We start from the raw sequence: 17142 nt of genomic DNA, 5'->3' as shown, positions 1-17142 counted from the left end.
CCGCGTTGATCCTAACCGCTGAACCAAAGCGGTGCGTCGCCTTCTGTCCACGGCGAATACTTGTTCATTATCTGCGTGAAGGCTTCGCTTGCCAGGAAGCGATCCAACCATGCAATCAAGTTTGGCCAGTCCTGTGCGTCAAACCACTCTCTGTCTATATGGGCGAACTGACGGACAAAGGGCAGAAGTGCCAGATCGGCAAGGGTTGGGTGATCTCCAAACAACCAGGACCGCCCAGCCAATCGTTCGTCGAGCCTGACCAGATAGCTTGCAGCTTTTCTGCGTTCTGTAGCGTGGTCAACGTCCGGATAGCGGGTGGTATATTTTGTGTGATCCAACGCCGTCTTAAATGGGCCATCGTTTTCCGCGATCAGGTCCCACCCTTCCTGAGGCATGTTCAAAAGCCGCAATGGATCATTTTGTTCGAGAGCCCAGATCATGATATCCAGACTTTCGTCAAAAACCTTGTCCGTCAGGCGAAGCGCCGGCACCGTACCGGATGCGGATGTTTGCAAGAAGGCGTGCGGCTTGTCCCTTAGACGAATTTCACGCAATTCGACTCTAACACCCGAGCTCGCCAACGCGAGGCGGGCTCTCATTGCATAGGGGCAGCGGCGGAACGTCCATAAGATAGGGTGATGAGCCATAGAGGAATTATCTGCAATCCTCCGGTACGGTCAAACCCTTCCTCGACTGTCACGTTGGATGTTCAGCTATAAGGCCGCAAGGTCCGATCAATCGGCCCACCGCTTCGCAAATATCAGTAACCGTTGCCGTCGGCTCAGGGTCAAACCGGGTCTCGTCACCTTCACGGAATTTTCCGGTGCGCACCAGATACGCCTCTGCCAAGCCCGCATCCAAGGCGCCGGCAATATCGCTTTCAGCATCATCACCGATCATAGCCGCCTGGGCCGTTGAGGCTCCGGTGCCAACAAGAGCAGCTCTGAAAAAATCAGGATCCGGTTTGCCGAACAGCCGAGCCCGTACGCCGGTAGCGTGCTCTAACGCTTTGACGAAACAGCCGGCATCAAGGCTGAGCTGCCCATCCTCATCCATGAAAACGCGGTTGTTCGCGAGAGCAATCAAAGGTGCCCCTTTCTGCAACATCCGATATGCCCGGTTCATGTTTTCATAGGAAAATTCTAAAGCAGCATCGCCAACAATAACGGCGGGCGGTCCACTGCGATCGCAGCAAGAGAATTCCTCCTCAAGCGCAGGGTGGACGAGCAAATGCGGGCTATGCTTCGTGCGGACCAACCAATCAAGGGCAGCAGCAACAGGCGTAAATAACTCTTCCGGCATTATGTCGAACCCAAAGTCGTGCAGCTTGCCCATTATGCGGTGCTTTGGCTGCCGGGTGCTGTTGGTGAGGCACCTCACCTGCCGCCCACTGGAGCGCAACCGGGTAAGAGCCTCTGCGGCTCCTGGGATTGCTTCGCCCCCCTGGTAGAGAACACCAGAGACATCAACCAGAACTGCTTGGATCATCGTCAAACTTTGCCCGAGCGTTCGAGAGGCGTCAAATTCGACACCCGCCGCCCCGTTCGGAACCGGCGGAATCCGGATCAGCATTCCGTCCGCAGAGATGATGCAATTGTCGATTCTGCCTTGGTGTTGATGTTCAATAAAACCCATTGTTCCGACCCGAACCTCTGTTTCCGGTCTTTCACGGAATGCGAGAACGAACGCTGCGGCGGCTGTAAACCTTTACTTAAAATTCGATCCCGTACTTCGGATGCTCCAGAGTCGATTGGCGCATAATGCAGACTTGCCATCTTAGCTTCTTAAAGCCCGCGTTGCCGCCTGCAAATGCCGCAAGTCTAAGATAGAGGTCCATCGAGTGGAAAACATAGCTGCTTTCTGAACCCGCGGGGATTATTCTTGGCCACTTGATCGCAAAAGGTACGCGCGTGCTCCCTTCAAGGCTGGTGAACAGAGTACCGCGCCAAGGTCCGGCGGTCCCATGTACCGCTGGCACGGGCGAGACATTTGCGTTTCCAACTGGAAGAGCTTCGGGGCCGTTGTCGGCAACAAAGATCACCACTGTGTCGCCGGAAACACCTTCGGCCTCAAGCGCATCATCTATGCGCCCTATGCACGTATCTGTCTGAAGCAATATATCGGCCAGACACCGTTTCCAGCAGCGCCATCAAATTCCTCGGACGCGATGTTTGGATAGTGGGTCTGCGTATATGCAAGATAGATGAAAAACGGCACGTCTTCGGCACTGTTCGCTTTGATTAAGTCGATTGCCTTTTTCGTCAGGTCGCCATCTATCTCGCCGCGATAGTACAGATCGTAGTCTCGCGCGATGGTTGCTGGCGCACCCGCGACACCCTGCATCACCACAGGCTATTCCATATTAGCTTCCGCAAATCCTGGAAGCGTATGCCAGACTTTAACGTCAGTGGTCTCAACGCCGTAAAACTCGTCGAACACTTGATTCGTTGGATAGCGCCCTTCGGTCCAGCCGGGGCGTCCTTTGCCGTACATGGCCGTGTTAAACCCCGCATCCTTCAGCATTTCGGCCATCATGATTTCCCTTTGGGTCAGACCGTAGACGCCTCCTCCCAGAGGGACCGTATGGTTGCCGCTTCGGATGCCGTTCCGTCCTGTCATAGTTGCTGCGCGAGAAGGCGTGCACTGGCTTTCTACGTTGAAGTTCGTGAGTCTTAACTCTTCAGCAGCGAGGGCGTCTATCTCGGGATCCGCCGTACCACGAATAATGCCGCCTCCATTGAACCCGGGTTCACCTCAGCCAAAATTATCTAGAAATATGAATATGATGTTGGGTTTGTCTTGAGCTGAAGCGACCGTGGCAAATAAAATAGATAAGGACAGTAGGAATGTTCGCGATAACCACTTCATAACAAAACCTCCAATCAAGATCATGGTCTCAAGACTGAAATGTCAAACCACCAGTCGTCTAGAACGCCCACTCGTTGCGGTACTTTATCAAAGCGGCTGAACGTCACAGTTACGGGCGAAACTGCAGTCCAGGATTACGCGAACCTCTTTTTGGGTCGCTCTTGCCCAACTAAGAAAACCGTTGTTTTCCTTGACGAACAGCCACTTCAGATGTTGCCATTGGTTAGCATTCAGCTCGGCTGGGAGGTTCAAATGAAGTTTTTTCTAACGACATCGACAGCAATAGTTTCCGCAGCATTCATAACAAGTTCTTCAAATGCTCAAGAGGCCGCACAAGGTGGGCAAGTTGGAGAGATGACCATATCGGTTGATGATATGCGTGAACCCGCGCCTGCTGATTTCTCGCCTTATGCAGGTCGAGACTTTCCTACACGCCCGCTGTGGGGTGACACTCACTTGCACACGTCAAACTCACTCGATGCGCGCGGATTTGGTGTCATTCTTAGCCCGGACGATGCTTATAGGTTTGCACGTGGTGAGGAAATCACTACGTCGCACGGCCTCCGCGTGCAGTTGGCGCGTCCGCTCGACTGGCTTGTCGTATCCGATCACTCGGACGCCATGGGCGCCATGAATGAGATCGTCGCAGGGAACTCCACGCTGATGCGTGACCCAACGCTGCGAGACTGGAACGAACGCCTCAACGCCGGCGGGGACGTCGCTCTCGGCGCAACAATGGAAGTCATAGAAACCTTTGCTGGTATAACCGGTGATGCTCTTCCCGAGGCTGTTTCAGATCGACGGTTTGTACAATCCGTCTGGGACGAGTTCACGCAAACTGCGGATCATCACAACGCCCCTGGCACATTCACTGCGTTCATCGGATATGAATGGACATCCACCGAGGGTGGCAACAACCTCCACCGTAATGTGATCTACCGGGATGATGCCATTCGCGCGCGGCAAATGCTGCCCTTCACAACCGCAGAAACCTTTAATCCAGAACGGCTATGGGACTGGATGGAAACTTACGAACTAGAGACTGGCGGTCGTGTACTGGCCCTTGCCCACAACGGCAACGTCTCCAACGGCCTGATGTTTCCTGTCGAAACGAACCCGGAAACAGGTGAGCCACTTACAGCAGAGTACGCGGAACGGCGCGCAAAATGGGAGCCGATGTACGAGATCACCCAGATCAAGGGTGATGGCGAAACTCACCCGTTTCTCAGCCCGAACGATGAGTTCGCAGACTATGAAACCTGGGATAAATCCAATCTGGGTCCGACACCCAAAGAGGACTGGATGCTTCAGTACGAATACGCGCGCGAGGCTTTGAAGAATGGTCTCAGACTAGAGGCTCAGCTTGGCACCAATCCATACAAGTTCGGAGTGGTGGGCTCGACCGACAGCCATACCGCTTTAGCAACGGCGGAGGAAGACAATTTCTTTGGCAAACACTCCGGTGTCGAGCCGGAACCCGGCCGTTGGCAGCATGTCGTTGGCGAGTTTGATGCCTTAAGGATTCTAGGGTGGGAAATGGCAGCGTCTGGTTACGCCGCTGTCTGGGCCGAAGATAACACGCGCGAAGCAATATTCGACGCAATGGAACGGAAAGAAGTCTATGGGACAACCGGCAGTCGAATTGCAGTTCGCTTCTTTGGTGGCTGGGACTTTACGGAAGCTGATGCAAGATCACGTTTGCCAGCCGAAATAGGATACGAAAAAGGCGTTCCGATGGGTGGGGACCTCTCAGAACCTCCTGAGGGCGTAGACGCCCCAACTTTCCTCATCGCTGCCCTGAAAGACCCGTTTTCCGGCAATCTCGATCGTGTTCAGATTGTGAAAGGTTGGTTAAATGCCAACGGCGACACTGAAGAGCGGGTTTATGACGTGGCTTGGTCAGGAGACCGAGAACCTGATGCTGATGGAAAACTACCCGCGGTGGGGAATACCGTGGATGTCGCAACGGGTACGTTCACCAATTCAATAGGGTCTCCGGAACTGATCACCGTTTGGAAAGACCCCGAGTTCGATCCTTCAACGCCCGCTTTTTACTATGCTCGCGTCTTGGAGATCCCCACACCGAGGTGGACAATTTACGACGCCGTTCGGTTCGGAGACGAATTGCCTGCTGAGGTACCTACGTCAACACAGGAACGTGCTTACACTTCGCCAATTTGGTATACTCCCGAGGGTTGAGGCCTTCAAAAAACTCACGTTGGTCACAACTAATGCCCTGCAACCCCTCGGGTCATTTCGGTTGGCATACTCTATTCACACGAACGTGCGCTGAGGGATCAATGCGGTCATCCGACAATTGCCGCCAGCCTTGCATCCGATGTGTTGTGAGGTGGCCGACTTCCAAACAACAACACTAAAAATAACAACACATATAATCCCCGCTTTTTGAAATCGCTTTCTGAAACCCCCGCCCCCCCCGTCTTCATTCTGAAATGAATTCTCTTTGGCCAACTGCCCAACACAAAAAGGCTTCCCGGTCTCTGCCGAAAGACCTTGCCCGTGTGTCAGCCTCAGAGCGTGGCGCAAATGTCTGTCTATGGAGTCGGTTTCGACTTTTGGCAGACTCCCTGCCGCAACTTCCTAAACATCATTGGCAGACAAGGAGACCATCGCATGATGATCGGATATGCACGCACCTCGACACTGGAACAGACAGCATCCCTAGAGACTCATAAAGAGTCACTGAGGGGCGAGAAGGTGTACGAGGAACAGATAAGTTCCGTGGCCCCCAGAGAAGCGAGGACAATACTCAGTCAAAACGCAACCTGAATTAATCTATGGCCCCAGTTTTGGCCTCCGTATGGAGTTACCATACTTTTGGCGGAGGCCGGATACCTTGTAAGTTATTATAATTGAAAAAAGTGGTGAGCCGTGCAGGATTCGAACCTGCGACCCACTGATTAAAAGTCAGAAATAACAGCTTTTTCACGCAGAACCTCCTTTCGTATCATGCCGCCTCAGGTTGGCGCAGTATTCGCCATAAACACCTTGATAATAATGCAGAAGATTATTGTCCCCTGGTCAAATCACGCCTAATATCGCCTCATGTTGCGTCATGCAATCTAGCGGATTTTGTCCCCTATGTGTCCCCCAGAGGTGCTTTAGGTGAAGCTTGAACTAAACGAACACTATCTAAAGAAGCTGGAACCACCTGAGGCAGGTCGGCTTGAGATATCGGATACGAAGCGCACCGGTTTGAGACTACGGGTGTATTCGTCAGGTCGGGCAGTCTGGATGTACGAAAAGCGAGTAAAGGGCGGTGCAAAACGCAAGCATACCCTTGGCGTTTATTGCACTTGGAATGCAGTAGGAAAGCGTGAGACAGGCCCGATTGGATTAGCGGAGGCCCGCAGGGTCGCGCTCGACATCGAGGCGGAAGCTGCCCGAGGGTTCGATCGCGTCTTGAATGCTGAGAACGCACGGCGGGAAGAGCAGAAAGCCGCCGCAAGCATACAGACGGTCCAGAACGTACTGGAAACCTACTCTGAGCTGCACCTTTCTAACCTGAAATCAGGTGATGAACGAAAACGCCAACTTACAGACGCATTGACGAAACACCTGGATCAACCGATTGGGATTCTGACCCGCGCCAGCCTGCAAAAGTCGATTGATGACAAGGCCAAGGAAGGCAAGCTGTTCATGGCGAACCGGATCAGGGCTGCGCTCAAGCACTTCACGCACTGGGCATGGCGGCGTGAATACATTGATGCGGACGTGGGAGACCGGTTGGAGCGAGCCACGAAAGAGCGCATTCGTGAAAGAGTTCTATCGCTCACTGAGGTTCGTGAAATCTGGGCCAAGTCATTCGAGCTGGGGGACCTATGGGGGCCATTGTTGCGATTGCTCGTACTTACAGTACAGCGCCGCAGTTCGGTCACAGGATTGCGCAAGAGCGAACTGGACCTGACAAACAACCGGTTCAAGAAGGCCACCTCCGACGAAAAGAATGACCGTGCACACATCACTCACCTTTCACCCCAAGCGTTGACCGAAATTGAACACGCCCTGAAACGTTTGGAGAAGATGGAAGACGCAGAAGAAGACTTCCTGTTCAGCACGACAGGGCGAACGCCACTTTCAGGTTGGAGTAAAGCCAAGAGCCGTCTGGACAAGCATCTAGGCAAAGAGTTCGAACACTGGCGCTTTCACGACATACGAACAGCTTTTGCAACGCATATGGCTGAACGGGGCGTTTCTGAATCTGTTGTGGATCGAGTCCTAAACCACGCTGCCACGGCGTCAAAGGCCAGTGCGGTCGCGCGTGTCTACAATCAGGCTGAGTTGCTAACTGAACGCGCGGTCGCGCTGGATAACTGGGCAGAATTGGTCACAAGCGGCTCAGCAATGACCATTCAATCTGAGGCGGAAATGAGTAGCCCATGTGATGGCGACCAATCGCTTTCCTCTCTGAGAAACGACCTGTCACCCCAAAGCGCACTTCAAAAAGTGCAACGTGCCGATGGTCTAACGCATGACGCTGGAATGCGGGTTCTCTATCACATGCTCTTCGGGAACGACCCACGTGAAGCCGGACGCGCGGCAACCATTGTCTACCAAGATTACAACACAGCGTGTGAACCAGGCTTTATTGCCAAAGAAGTCGACAAAAGGTTTTTAAACCATCTTAACATCGGGAGAACATGCGGGTGCGTTGCTTTGCAAGTCTTGCGAAACAGCCAACTTCGGGGTGAGCCAAAGCTTAGCCAGTCGATTTTCGTTGTTTCTGAATGGGCAAGCACATTGAGAACCAACGAAGACAAAGCAGTCCCTTCAGATGCGAGGAATCTAAGGAGATACTTTAATGGTGAGTTCAAGCCGGTGCTGCATTTATGGGCAGCGCTTGAACTGATTGGCTTCGAGAAACTTGATGTGGTGTTTGGAACCGATCCTGGAGTTGAACAGATACTGAAGGCGGCTGCTTGGTTCGAACTCAACTTGCTAAAATACAACGCTATTGAGAACTGGCAGCCGCTGTGTGTACCTGAAAGGTTTAAGGAGCCTATTCGTGCGGGCAACTTCACGATTAATCTGCCACCAGAAGAACCGGAAATTCAGAAGCTCATGGATTCCTACAAGCACGGATCAGGCCGGGCTTAACTTAGATTTCAAGGGGGGGGGTAAATGATTTGCCCCCCGTTATATCGCGCAATTCAATTACTTAATCTCAACGCACCGCAACCAACCGCGAGGTGTTGAAATGACCGCATACAAAGCAGACCGCCTTCTCTCGGTGAAGGATACCGCAGCCGTTCTTGGTTGTAGTGCTGCAACTGTTTGGCGCAGGGTCGCCGCAGGGGAAATTCCAGAACCTGTGAAGTTGGGGGGCACGACCCGTTGGTCGGAAGCCGAAATCCAAAATCTCATTGAGGAAGCGAAAGCACAACGCACTGCTGCTTAAAACGAAACCCGCGCCATGGGTCAACATGGGCACGGGGCATTTCGTTTTCAGTCCGTGTCAGGGCTGCAAGAAATGTAACGTGTTCGATCCCCCGGCGCAAGACGAGGATAGGACGAATGACTGTTTATACAGGCAGTGAATTTAAGATAAACCGTCCCGCACCGGGCACACTCTGGGTGACAGGCTGGCAGTGCCTGAAATCCGAAACAGGCTTGGCGGAATTCCTGGTGGAGAATGAAGCCACCGATCCGCGTACCATTCACGTTAGCAAGAACAAGCGTCGGGTCCTGGAAGCCCTGATTGTCGTGCCGATGTACTGCGCCAGCCCCTGCCGGTTGTCACAGTACGTGCGGTTGCTGCGCGAAGAGCATGGCCTCAATATCAAAACCGAGTGGTATGACAATGATCCGCGCACCGGACGTGAACGGTTCGGTGTGTATGTACTCAAGGACAAGGTCGCCCGGATCGAAAGTCAGGGAGTGACGGCATGAGAACCCGCGACCTTCAGATCCACGCCCTTCGTCGCAAGCATGGCCTTTCGGAGACTGCTGCCCGGCTGATTGCCGCCATGCACTACGGGGAGGCGCGGTCATGATTACCATTCCGAAGAACAGCCGCGAGGAATACCGCGTCAGCCGGGATGAGTTCCGGGGACACGATCTCATCAACATCCGCGTCTATTACATCTCTGAAGACGGTGAGATGCGCCCTGGCAAACAGGGCGTGTCTTTCCGGGCCTCATTACTGCCTGACTTCATGGACGCACTCAGTAAGGCGGAGGTTGCGTAGATGGGGCGCGACAAGAAAAACGAGAGACGCGGCGAGCACTTCACAAAGATGATCCGGCACACAATGGAGGAGCCCGCTTGGCGGGCCCTCTCTTCAACTGCCCAAGCACTGTATCCATGGTTGAGGCTGGAATGGCGTGGAGTGGATAAAAACAACAACGGCAAGATATGCTTGAGCGTCAGGCAAGCTGCTGAACGTCTCGGTGTATCGTACAACACCGCCGCTAAAGCGTTCCGTGAACTTCAGGCGAAGGGCTTCATTGCCGTCACGCGCCCACCAAAACTCGGCACAAGCGGCGTCGCATCTTCTCCGCTGTTCGAACTGACCGAAATCTCATTGCCTACCGCCCAAGGTGAGGCTGGCCGCAGGCTCTACAAGCAATGGTCGGAAGGTTCAGATTTCCCGGTTGTTAAGGCCCCTATTCACAACCCGACAGGCAAAGGCGGAAAAACAAAACCCTGTCTCAAAAACTGCGACGAGACCGTCGTAAAATTTGCGACGAGAAAAACGGAGGCGTCGTAAAATTTGCGACGGGCCGTATCAATATTTGCGACGAAAACACCCAATTTTCGGCAAGTCCGCCGTCGCAATTTTTAAGACATCCTTAATCTACCAGGGGGTCTGGGGGAGACGGACACCTTCTGCATCCAGCTAATCGGAGGCCAGTCATGAGCGCACAAGACCTGTCATTCAATCTCGGGGGCGTCTGGCGCAATGGGCGGGGTTCTGCACCCTGCCCCGTTTGCCAGCCTGAACGCCGCAAGGATCAGCAGGCACTATCAATAACCGAAAAAGGCGGCAAACTGTTGCTCTATTGCTTCAAGGGCAATTGCGGCTTCAAGGACATTGCCGACGCAGCCAAAATCCCGACCAGTTCTGTGCAGATCGATCCGGTAGCCCAAATGGAAGCGGATCAGAAGCGCAAGGAATATGAGGAAAACAAGTTGCGGCAGGCGCGCGGGATATGGGAAGCATCCCAGTCCATTGAGCGCACCAAGGCCGAGGCCTATCTACGGGGGCGGGGTATCACCTGCGAGTTACCGCCAAGCCTGCGTTGGGCACCTGATATCTTTCATGGTCCATCAACGTCTTGGTGTTCTGCGATGATTGCGAACGTCACGACCGGCGGCATTCACCGCACATTCTTCTACAAAAAAGGGTTGCGGATCAGCAAAAGCCCGAAACTGATGCTGGGGCCGTGTGCTGGCGGCGCTGTGGTCTTGTCAGAGGCCGAGGGGCCGCTTGTGGTGTGTGAAGGCATAGAGACGGGCCTGTCCCTCTTGTCGGGGCTGTTAGACGGCCCTGCGACGGTCTGGGCCACGCTCAGCACCTCGGGAATGAAAGCCTTACGCCTGCCGGATCAGCCGGGGGCGCTGATTGTTGCAACAGATGGTGATCCAGCCGGACGGGAAGCGGGCGACAAGCTCGCGTCTCGGGCACATGCCCTTGGTTGGAAAGTATCAATGATGCCCGCGCCAGACGGGCAGGATTGGAACGACATCCTGAAAGATGGAGCAGTGTAATGAATACAGTAGCGAAACAGACAATCGTGCCATTCACACCCGACACGGATGAGCTAGCTATCCTGGAATTGGCGGCAATGCCGACCCTGGATTACGAACGGTGCCGTGAGAACAAAGCCGAGGAATTGGGCGTCCGGGTGTCGGTCCTTGATAAGATGGTTGATGCAAAGCGGCCAAGGGATGAACCCAAATCGGTTAGTATCGTTGATGAGGTTGTACCTTGGGAAACCCCGGTATCCGGCGCAGAACTGATTGATGAAGTGCTGAGCACCATCCATCGGTTCTGCGTGCTGCCGGAACATTCAGACGTAGTCATGGCGTTTTGGGTGCTACACGCACACGCGCACGATGCCGCTGATATCTCGCCCATCCTGGCTTTCACCAGCCCTGAAAAACGGTGCGGCAAAAGTACTGCGCTCGGTGTGGTGTCCGTAATGGTTCCAAAGCCGATACACACCGTCAACACCAGTGCGGCTGTGGTGTTCCGGGTTATGGACGCATATCGGCCAACAGTCCTGATTGATGAGGCCGATACGTTCCTGTCGGACAAAGATGAGTTACGCGGGATTCTGAATGGCGGGCATAACAGGCTTACGGCCAAGGTGTTGCGTACAGTTGGGGATGACCACGAGCCCCGCGCCTTCTGTGCATGGGCTCCAAAGTGCATCGCAATGATTGGCAACCTGCCCGACACCTTGGAGGATCGCGCCCTTGTCGTCAGGCTTCGCAGGAAGCAACCGGGGGAAGTGGTTGAACGCTTCCGTGGTGACCGCATTCATCAATTCATCCCGCTATGCCGCAAGGCTGCCCGCTGGGCAATGGACAACGCCGATATGTTGCGCGGTATGGACCCGGATGTGCCCGACGCGCTGCATGACCGAGCGCAGGATAATGCACGAGCGATGATTGCGATTGCTGACCTGATTGGCGGTGAGTGGCCCGAGCGGTTGCGGGCCTCATTGGTGGCAATGGCGGCTCGGAGTGACGATGATCCCAAAAGCGCCGGTGTACTGCTGCTGCGCGATATTGCCGAGATACTGGCGGCGCGGCGCGGCGGTCATATACCAAGTTCTGACTTGGTGGACGAGTTGTGCAAACTGGAAGAAAGCCCGTGGGCTGAGTGGCGGCGCGGACAACCCATCACTGTCAGAGGTGTGGCAAAGCTGTTGAAGCCGTACAACATCGCGCCTAACCGAACGAGCAGTTACCGCTACTATGAAATCACCGATTTCCGGGACGCATTTGATAGGTATCTCTCTGACCCCCCCTCACAAGCGTCTCCAAGTGTCACCGACACTCAAGCGATTGATAACGTGCAAGAAAACGGTGACGGGTTGAGTGACACTTACGACCGAGTGACGCTTGCAAGTGTCACCGCCTCACAAGCGTCACCGCAAGTGTCATCGGAAAATGGCGCAAATACAGACACTTACTCCTCAGTGACACTTGGAGACGCTTATTCCGGGGGTGCTGGGGGAAAGGGTGCATCTGACGAGGTGGAGGGCGAGATATGAGCGTTGCAATCAAGTTGGTTGAAAGCCTGCGTGAACAAGGTGTCCGGTTCGAACTGGCAGGCGACAAGGTGAAGTTCAGAGGTAACCGCGATTTGCTTACACCGGATCGGATAGAAGCGCTCAAGCAATGTAAGGGCGAAGTGGTGGCATTCTTGAGAAAGGACGCACCCCCCACCGGCCAATCTGCAAAATATCAATCGGCTCAACTTGCACCGATTGAAACCAATCAGCACCGCTCCGGTCACATCAGCAATCAACCCCAAACCCGTGGACCTGTACCGGATCGTGTCGGCGTTGGCGGCAGGCCTGTCACATGGACCGGCAAGGTAGTCAGCCTGGATGAATGGCGGAACCTGTCTGAATGGGAACGACACGGCCCGAACGGCAAGGTGTGGAATGGCGCAACTCAGCAGTGGGAGCAAGCAAATGACAAATGACTTGAGCAGTACCGGATCGCTGAAGCGCTATTGCTCTTGTTCGTTCATGTTCTGTTTTCCGTGCGAGACTAATGTGATACATTTTTCAATAAGGGGGCTCTGACGTGGAAGAACCGAAGGAAGTAGAAAAAACCTACGTGCCACCGGCAAAGGTGCCGCCGGAGGGCCTGGGCAAGTTTGCCGCTAACTTCAAGGAAGGTTTCAACCTTGGAGCAGGTGAACAGTGTTGGACATATGCCGGTATCTTGGCGGCATTCAGGCGCACCGAGGTTGACGGGGTTTGGAGTGCCGTATTCAGTTTCGATGTTCACTCGGGATTCCCGCTCAAGGACTTCTCACCGTACATCGAAATACTAAAATCATTCTGGTTACAGGTGAAACCGGAAATCGTGACAACAACGGTCCCGGATTACCCCCCACTCATAGAAGAGGCCTTAGAGGCCGGGTTTTTGTTTCTGGGCAGATTACCCCTTAGCAAAGGCGACATTATCACTTTGGGGTGGAGACTGCGCCAATAAAGGCAAACCCACTCACAAAAACTGTCAAATGGGAGATATGAAATGGCCGGTGGCAGCGAGACACAAACAACGGTTAAGAAGACGGACCCTTGGGGGCCGTCCCAGCCCTATCTGAAGGCGGCGATGGGGGATGCGGCGAGCCTTTACAAGTCAGGTCAGATGAGCGCACAGCCTTTCCAAGGCGACCGGGTTGCAAACATGACGGCTCCGACAAAGGGTGCTTTGACCCAGATGCTGACTGCGGCTGAGGATACAAGCCTGATTGATGGGGCGGGCGGTGCCCTGACACGGATGATGAACCCTGGGGATTATTCCGCGCGCTTGGAAGGCGTCAAAGATAACGCTCTCAGCTCCGCAATTCCATCCGCAGTCAGCATGTTTAGCGGCAGCGGTCTGACAAATTCCACTCAGGCCATGGATCACGTCGGACGCGCGGCCACAGAGGCCGTTGCGCCCTATGAGTATGACGCATTCAACCGGGCGGAAGGCCGCGCCCTGCAAGCAGCCGAAATGGCACCCGGCATGGACGAGGCCCGCTATACCCCCATGCAGCAAATGCTGCGCGCCGGAGAAATAGAGCAGGACCAGGCACAACGGGAACTCGATGCTGAAATTAAGGCGCATTACGAAGCCGGAAACAAAGACGCGAACGATCTTGCGGCCTACACAAACATGTTGCTCGGATATGGTCGTATGGGTGGCACTTCTGAAGGTACAACCACAGCCAAGTCAGACCCCGGCTTTTTATCAATTCTTGCGGGTGGATTGGATGCTTTCAGTCTGTTTGACGAGCTTGAGTGGCTATGACGTGGTTGACTACGCGAGGGTCTCATAATGCTTGCTGATGCGGTTACGGACCCTGACTTGTTCCGATCACTGTTAACGCAAACCAGCAGCGCACACGCCTTGGATAAGGCAATCCCTCGCTTTTTGCCCTATCTGATCGGGGGTGCAGCCGCATCTCAACAGTAATAAACCGGGTGAAACTTCGACATGGCAAATATCCCTGATAATACAGGCAAAAAACAGGCAAATCGGACATCGTTTAAGCCTGGCGCGTCCGGCAATCCAAAAGGACGTCCGAAAGGGTCCAGGTCAAAGCTGGGCGAGGCGTTTCTGAGCGATCTTCAGGCTGACTGGCAAGAAAATGGCCCTGAGGTGATTCAGGCGGTCCGGGAAAAGAGTCCGGCGATTTATCTCAGGGTTATCGCATCAATTTTGCCGCGCGATCTCAATGTAACTGTGAATCCGCTCGAAGAGGCGACAGATGAAGAGCTCGTTGAAAGACTACGCCAGCTCGAAAGTGTCATCCGACCATACCTTGAGCTTGAGGGAGATGACGACGATTGCGACGGAGATGAAGCGCCGAGAGCGCGTCTCCGGCCTCATTGAATTCGGGGCAAGGTAGGGCGGGGCGAAAATCTCTGGCAGATTTTGCCAGGGGACCGGCGCGGGGAAGCCAAATTTTCTCATCCACAAAATGAAAGGTATTTTGCGTGGCCGGTAGACCGAGGCGACCGCAGGCCAAATCCCTAGACTTGGCGTCGGCATGATGGCTCAGGAGGTCTTACAGCCTGAAGGTTAATTACAAGCGGTCTATGACCGAAATGGAGATATATCGGCGGTCAATATAAGCACACACGATATGGGGTCTTTCGACGCCCGGTATTGCAAGGAAGGTTGCCGCAAGATGGCGGCACGAAAACGACGCTACAATCGAAGGAGATTTTCCAAATGAGCTTCATTCAACGCGAGCTTGATAAGATATCATCCGCACTTCGAGAGAATCCGAATGCGAATGATAGGGCTGAACTGTTTGCTGCTCAGCAAGCACTCTCATGGGCGCTTGAACCCAAAGGATACAAATCACCCATGGCGCAGATTAGGGGCACTCTGGAAGACTTAGAAGATTGTTTGGAAGATCCCCATCCGCTTCCGTCTTAATGTACTTGTTGCCATATCTACTAGTGGCGACTAGGCACCAAACTGTGTCGCCACCGACTCTTACGTAGAAGTCCCACTCGCCTTCAAGAAATTCGATTGCCCTTTCCTGTGACAGCTTCCACCGGCTGCCATCGGGATTGACGCCACCTACATGTGTAATTCTCGCGTGGGGATCATCCCGGTCTTTCTTGTTGATACACCTAATCTCAGCGGTTTTACCCATACTCAAATCTCCAAGTTGAAACGAACCGAGGCTACGCACCGAATTCGCGATTCTTCTAGTGGCGCAAATTGGCGCAGGTCAGAGGCGTCTAAAGTAGAGCGAAGTTGATACCCTTTCCTCAATGCAGGAAACCCGGACCTTTCCAGTGTCATGGAAATAAATTGCCTAAACCGGTTCAGGCGCTTGGTGCAGGTACGTGATTGTTGACATTCAACCAGACATGGAGAGTTAGCCACACAGTTCGTCACATTTTCTTACCTCTCCTTGCTCAATCTAAGTATTTCGCTTACTTCTGTTGGGGAGGAATTTTATGGCTTACAATCCGCGCAAAGCATCTCAGATAATAGCTTTTTTCGCACTCAAGACAGGCAACAATGCCATCAATGTCTTGAAGGCAGTAAAACTGGTTTATCTTGCAGACCGCGAGAACATTGCGTGCCATGGTTACCCAATCTTGGACGAACGTCGGGTAAGCATGAAGAACGGACCCGTAAACTCAACAACTTACGACTACATCAAGGGCGAAATTCATCCCGACTACGACGCTGGATGGTCAGAGTTTGTTTCAGACCGAGCAAATCACGACGTTGGGCTGAATAAAGCTGGATTGACCGCAGATGATTTGGACGAGCTCAGTGACGCAGAATTAGACACACTTGAGGCAGTGTGGGAACAGTTCGGCGGTTTCGACCAGTGGCAGTTGGAAAAATTTACGCATGTGCATGGTAATATTCCTGAGTGGGAAGACCCCAAAGTGACGGGCATCAACTCCAAAACTATCCCCCTTGAAGCCATGTTGGCGGCATTAGGGGTCCCTTCGCATTCAGAGCACGCATCTGAGTTGGAAAGTGTAAGTAACGCGACCGCGTTCTTGAAGGGCCTCTAATTTGGTATGCAGGGCAGGAACGCTGCTGGTGCCATCAGGTACGTACCACAACCCCAACCAGCGCCATCTTCACATTGTTTGCACTGACCCTGACGACCGAGGACGAGTAGTCTTGGTGTCGGTAACAACTTGGACAAACAACCTGTGTGACGGCACGTGTATTCTTCAAGCGCATGAACATCCTTGGCTTTGGAAGCCTAAATCTTGGGTGTGTTACCGCAAAGCTGACTTCCATAGTTTGGAGACACTGCAGCGCGGCCTAAAGCAAGGCAAGATAGAAACACACGAACCTTGCAATGGCCAAGTATTCTTAAGGGTATTCAAAGGGCTTTGCACATCTCCCCATACACCGCGAAAGATAAAGCGATACGTAGGATGCTAGTAACTACTTTCCCCTGCGGATCAAACTTGACGCCTGCGGAGGTTTCCATGTTCACGAGCACACGTAAGGTGCAGCGAAATGCTGAGCGCGGCGAAAAGGTCTGTGAGCAAGCCTTGCGGATGATCCAAGGCACCAAGTTGGACACATGACAGCCTGTTAATACAGGGGATTTACAGGGCCCAACCGACCCAAGTTAGGGGACGCGCCTAAAATTGGATAACCGATCCACAATTGTCGGAAGGCGTCTATTTGGAGTGCTGCGCGCTAGTTTAGGCTTACGCTGTCGCCAGCGCGAAGAAGGGACTTCTCCGTCCACGAACTGTTGCCTTGCTTGCGAAACTTCACTTTTCCGTATCCGTCATCCAGGGCACCGCTGGAGCAGATAGGGCGAGAATCCGATCCTCCGGAGTTCAGTGTAACTTGGAACTGATTGCCGCAAACCATGTCTTCCACTTCAAACGTGTAGTCGAATGAAGTGCTGTTCTTAAACGTTACGTTGATGTTTTGCGCGAGGGCGGCTTGTGCTGAAAACAATAGGACAACAACCCAAATTGATATCTTTGTCATTTTTTGTATCTCCATGAACTTTTTGCGAATTCAGGCGAAAATACTGCAAATCATGATTAGCAGGCCCGAGAG

Annotated in this window: 21 protein-coding genes and 1 tRNA gene; 14 read left to right on the top strand and 8 right to left on the bottom strand. The window is 53.5% G+C overall.

Annotated elements, in window-relative coordinates:
* Window positions 1-11: 11 nt before the first annotated feature.
* From ACR0DT_RS11440 to ACR0DT_RS11420, 5 genes are all read right to left on the bottom strand, one after another.
* A complete protein-coding gene (locus tag ACR0DT_RS11440) occupies window positions 12-647 on the bottom strand; it encodes a glutathione S-transferase (protein ID WP_480710856.1) in 636 nt (211 codons plus the stop codon).
* Window positions 648-696: 49 nt separating this feature from the next.
* Complete coding sequence (locus ACR0DT_RS11435) at window positions 697-1635, bottom strand: TIGR01458 family HAD-type hydrolase (protein WP_480710855.1); 939 nt, start codon at window positions 1633-1635, stop codon at window positions 697-699.
* A gap of 76 nt (window positions 1636-1711) precedes the next feature.
* Complete coding sequence (locus ACR0DT_RS11430) at window positions 1712-2116, bottom strand: sulfatase-like hydrolase/transferase (protein ID WP_480710854.1); 405 nt, start codon at window positions 2114-2116, stop codon at window positions 1712-1714.
* Window positions 2092-2349 carry a hypothetical protein gene (locus ACR0DT_RS11425; protein WP_480710853.1) on the bottom strand — a complete coding sequence of 86 codons (258 nt, stop codon included), beginning with the start codon at window positions 2347-2349 and terminating at the stop codon, window positions 2092-2094. The genes ACR0DT_RS11430 and ACR0DT_RS11425 overlap by 25 nt, the downstream gene beginning before the upstream one ends.
* A gap of 3 nt (window positions 2350-2352) precedes the next feature.
* Window positions 2353-2700: a sulfatase-like hydrolase/transferase gene (locus ACR0DT_RS11420; protein ID WP_480711026.1), complete on the bottom strand. Its 348-nt coding sequence runs from the start codon at window positions 2698-2700 to the stop codon at window positions 2353-2355.
* 420 nt (window positions 2701-3120) lie between these two features.
* Between ACR0DT_RS11420 and ACR0DT_RS11415 the strand changes: the two genes are divergently transcribed.
* Entirely contained in the window at window positions 3121-5067 is a 1947-nt protein-coding gene (locus tag ACR0DT_RS11415; RefSeq protein WP_480710852.1) for a DUF3604 domain-containing protein, read from the top strand.
* A 684-nt stretch (window positions 5068-5751) separates the two neighbouring features.
* On the opposite strand, the gene ACR0DT_RS11410 is transcribed toward ACR0DT_RS11415, so the two are convergent.
* Window positions 5752-5828 (bottom strand) — tRNA-Lys (locus ACR0DT_RS11410).
* 166 nt (window positions 5829-5994) lie between these two features.
* On the opposite strand from ACR0DT_RS11410, the gene ACR0DT_RS11405 reads away from it, so the two are divergent.
* From ACR0DT_RS11405 to ACR0DT_RS11350, 12 genes are all read left to right on the top strand, one after another.
* Window positions 5995-7986 (top strand): tyrosine-type recombinase/integrase, encoded by a 1992-nt coding sequence (locus tag ACR0DT_RS11405; protein WP_480710851.1) that lies wholly within the window; start codon window positions 5995-5997, stop codon window positions 7984-7986.
* A 100-nt stretch (window positions 7987-8086) separates the two neighbouring features.
* On the top strand, window positions 8087-8287 hold the full coding sequence (locus ACR0DT_RS11400; protein WP_480710850.1) for a helix-turn-helix transcriptional regulator: 201 nt from the start codon (window positions 8087-8089) through the stop codon (window positions 8285-8287).
* Window positions 8288-8403: 116 nt separating this feature from the next.
* Window positions 8404-8778: a hypothetical protein gene (locus ACR0DT_RS11395; protein WP_480710849.1), complete on the top strand. Its 375-nt coding sequence runs from the start codon at window positions 8404-8406 to the stop codon at window positions 8776-8778.
* Window positions 8779-8878: 100 nt separating this feature from the next.
* On the top strand, window positions 8879-9076 hold the full coding sequence (locus ACR0DT_RS11390; RefSeq protein WP_480710848.1) for a transcriptional coactivator p15/PC4 family protein: 198 nt from the start codon (window positions 8879-8881) through the stop codon (window positions 9074-9076).
* Complete coding sequence (locus tag ACR0DT_RS11385; RefSeq protein ID WP_480710847.1) at window positions 9077-9598, top strand: hypothetical protein; 522 nt, start codon at window positions 9077-9079, stop codon at window positions 9596-9598.
* Window positions 9599-9744: 146 nt separating this feature from the next.
* The gene (locus ACR0DT_RS11380; RefSeq protein WP_480710846.1) at window positions 9745-10599 is read left to right on the top strand and encodes a toprim domain-containing protein; all 855 of its coding nucleotides are present in this window, start codon (window positions 9745-9747) and stop codon (window positions 10597-10599) included.
* Window positions 10599-12113, top strand: a complete 1515-nt coding sequence (locus ACR0DT_RS11375) for a DUF3631 domain-containing protein (RefSeq protein ID WP_480710845.1) — start codon at window positions 10599-10601, stop codon at window positions 12111-12113. The genes ACR0DT_RS11380 and ACR0DT_RS11375 overlap by 1 nt, the downstream gene beginning before the upstream one ends.
* The gene (locus tag ACR0DT_RS11370; protein ID WP_480710844.1) at window positions 12110-12550 is read left to right on the top strand and encodes a TubC N-terminal docking domain-related protein; all 441 of its coding nucleotides are present in this window, start codon (window positions 12110-12112) and stop codon (window positions 12548-12550) included. Before ACR0DT_RS11375 ends, ACR0DT_RS11370 begins: the two co-directional genes overlap by 4 nt.
* A gap of 104 nt (window positions 12551-12654) precedes the next feature.
* Window positions 12655-13068 (top strand): hypothetical protein, encoded by a 414-nt coding sequence (locus ACR0DT_RS11365; protein WP_480710843.1) that lies wholly within the window; start codon window positions 12655-12657, stop codon window positions 13066-13068.
* Window positions 13069-13110: 42 nt separating this feature from the next.
* Window positions 13111-13875: a hypothetical protein gene (locus ACR0DT_RS11360; protein WP_480710842.1), complete on the top strand. Its 765-nt coding sequence runs from the start codon at window positions 13111-13113 to the stop codon at window positions 13873-13875.
* Window positions 13876-14061: 186 nt separating this feature from the next.
* A complete protein-coding gene (locus tag ACR0DT_RS11355; RefSeq protein WP_480710841.1) occupies window positions 14062-14460 on the top strand; it encodes a DUF5681 domain-containing protein in 399 nt (132 codons plus the stop codon).
* Window positions 14461-14802: 342 nt separating this feature from the next.
* Window positions 14803-15012: a hypothetical protein gene (locus ACR0DT_RS11350; RefSeq protein ID WP_480711033.1), complete on the top strand. Its 210-nt coding sequence runs from the start codon at window positions 14803-14805 to the stop codon at window positions 15010-15012.
* On the opposite strand, the gene ACR0DT_RS11345 is transcribed toward ACR0DT_RS11350, so the two are convergent.
* Window positions 14951-15235 carry a DUF3892 domain-containing protein gene (locus ACR0DT_RS11345; RefSeq protein WP_480710840.1) on the bottom strand — a complete coding sequence of 95 codons (285 nt, stop codon included), beginning with the start codon at window positions 15233-15235 and terminating at the stop codon, window positions 14951-14953. The genes ACR0DT_RS11350 and ACR0DT_RS11345 overlap by 62 nt on opposite strands.
* A gap of 310 nt (window positions 15236-15545) precedes the next feature.
* On the opposite strand from ACR0DT_RS11345, the gene ACR0DT_RS11340 reads away from it, so the two are divergent.
* Window positions 15546-16121, top strand: coding sequence for a Panacea domain-containing protein (locus ACR0DT_RS11340; protein ID WP_480710839.1), 576 nt, complete (start codon window positions 15546-15548; stop codon window positions 16119-16121).
* Between the two features lie 646 nt (window positions 16122-16767).
* Here ACR0DT_RS11340 and ACR0DT_RS11335 read toward each other — a convergent pair.
* A complete protein-coding gene (locus tag ACR0DT_RS11335) occupies window positions 16768-17070 on the bottom strand; it encodes a hypothetical protein (RefSeq protein WP_480710838.1) in 303 nt (100 codons plus the stop codon).
* Window positions 17071-17142 lie beyond the last annotated feature (72 nt).

The sequence above is a fragment of the Ruegeria sp. BI11 genome (assembly GCF_056538005.1).
This window is presented reverse-complemented; position numbering and strand designations above follow the sequence as displayed.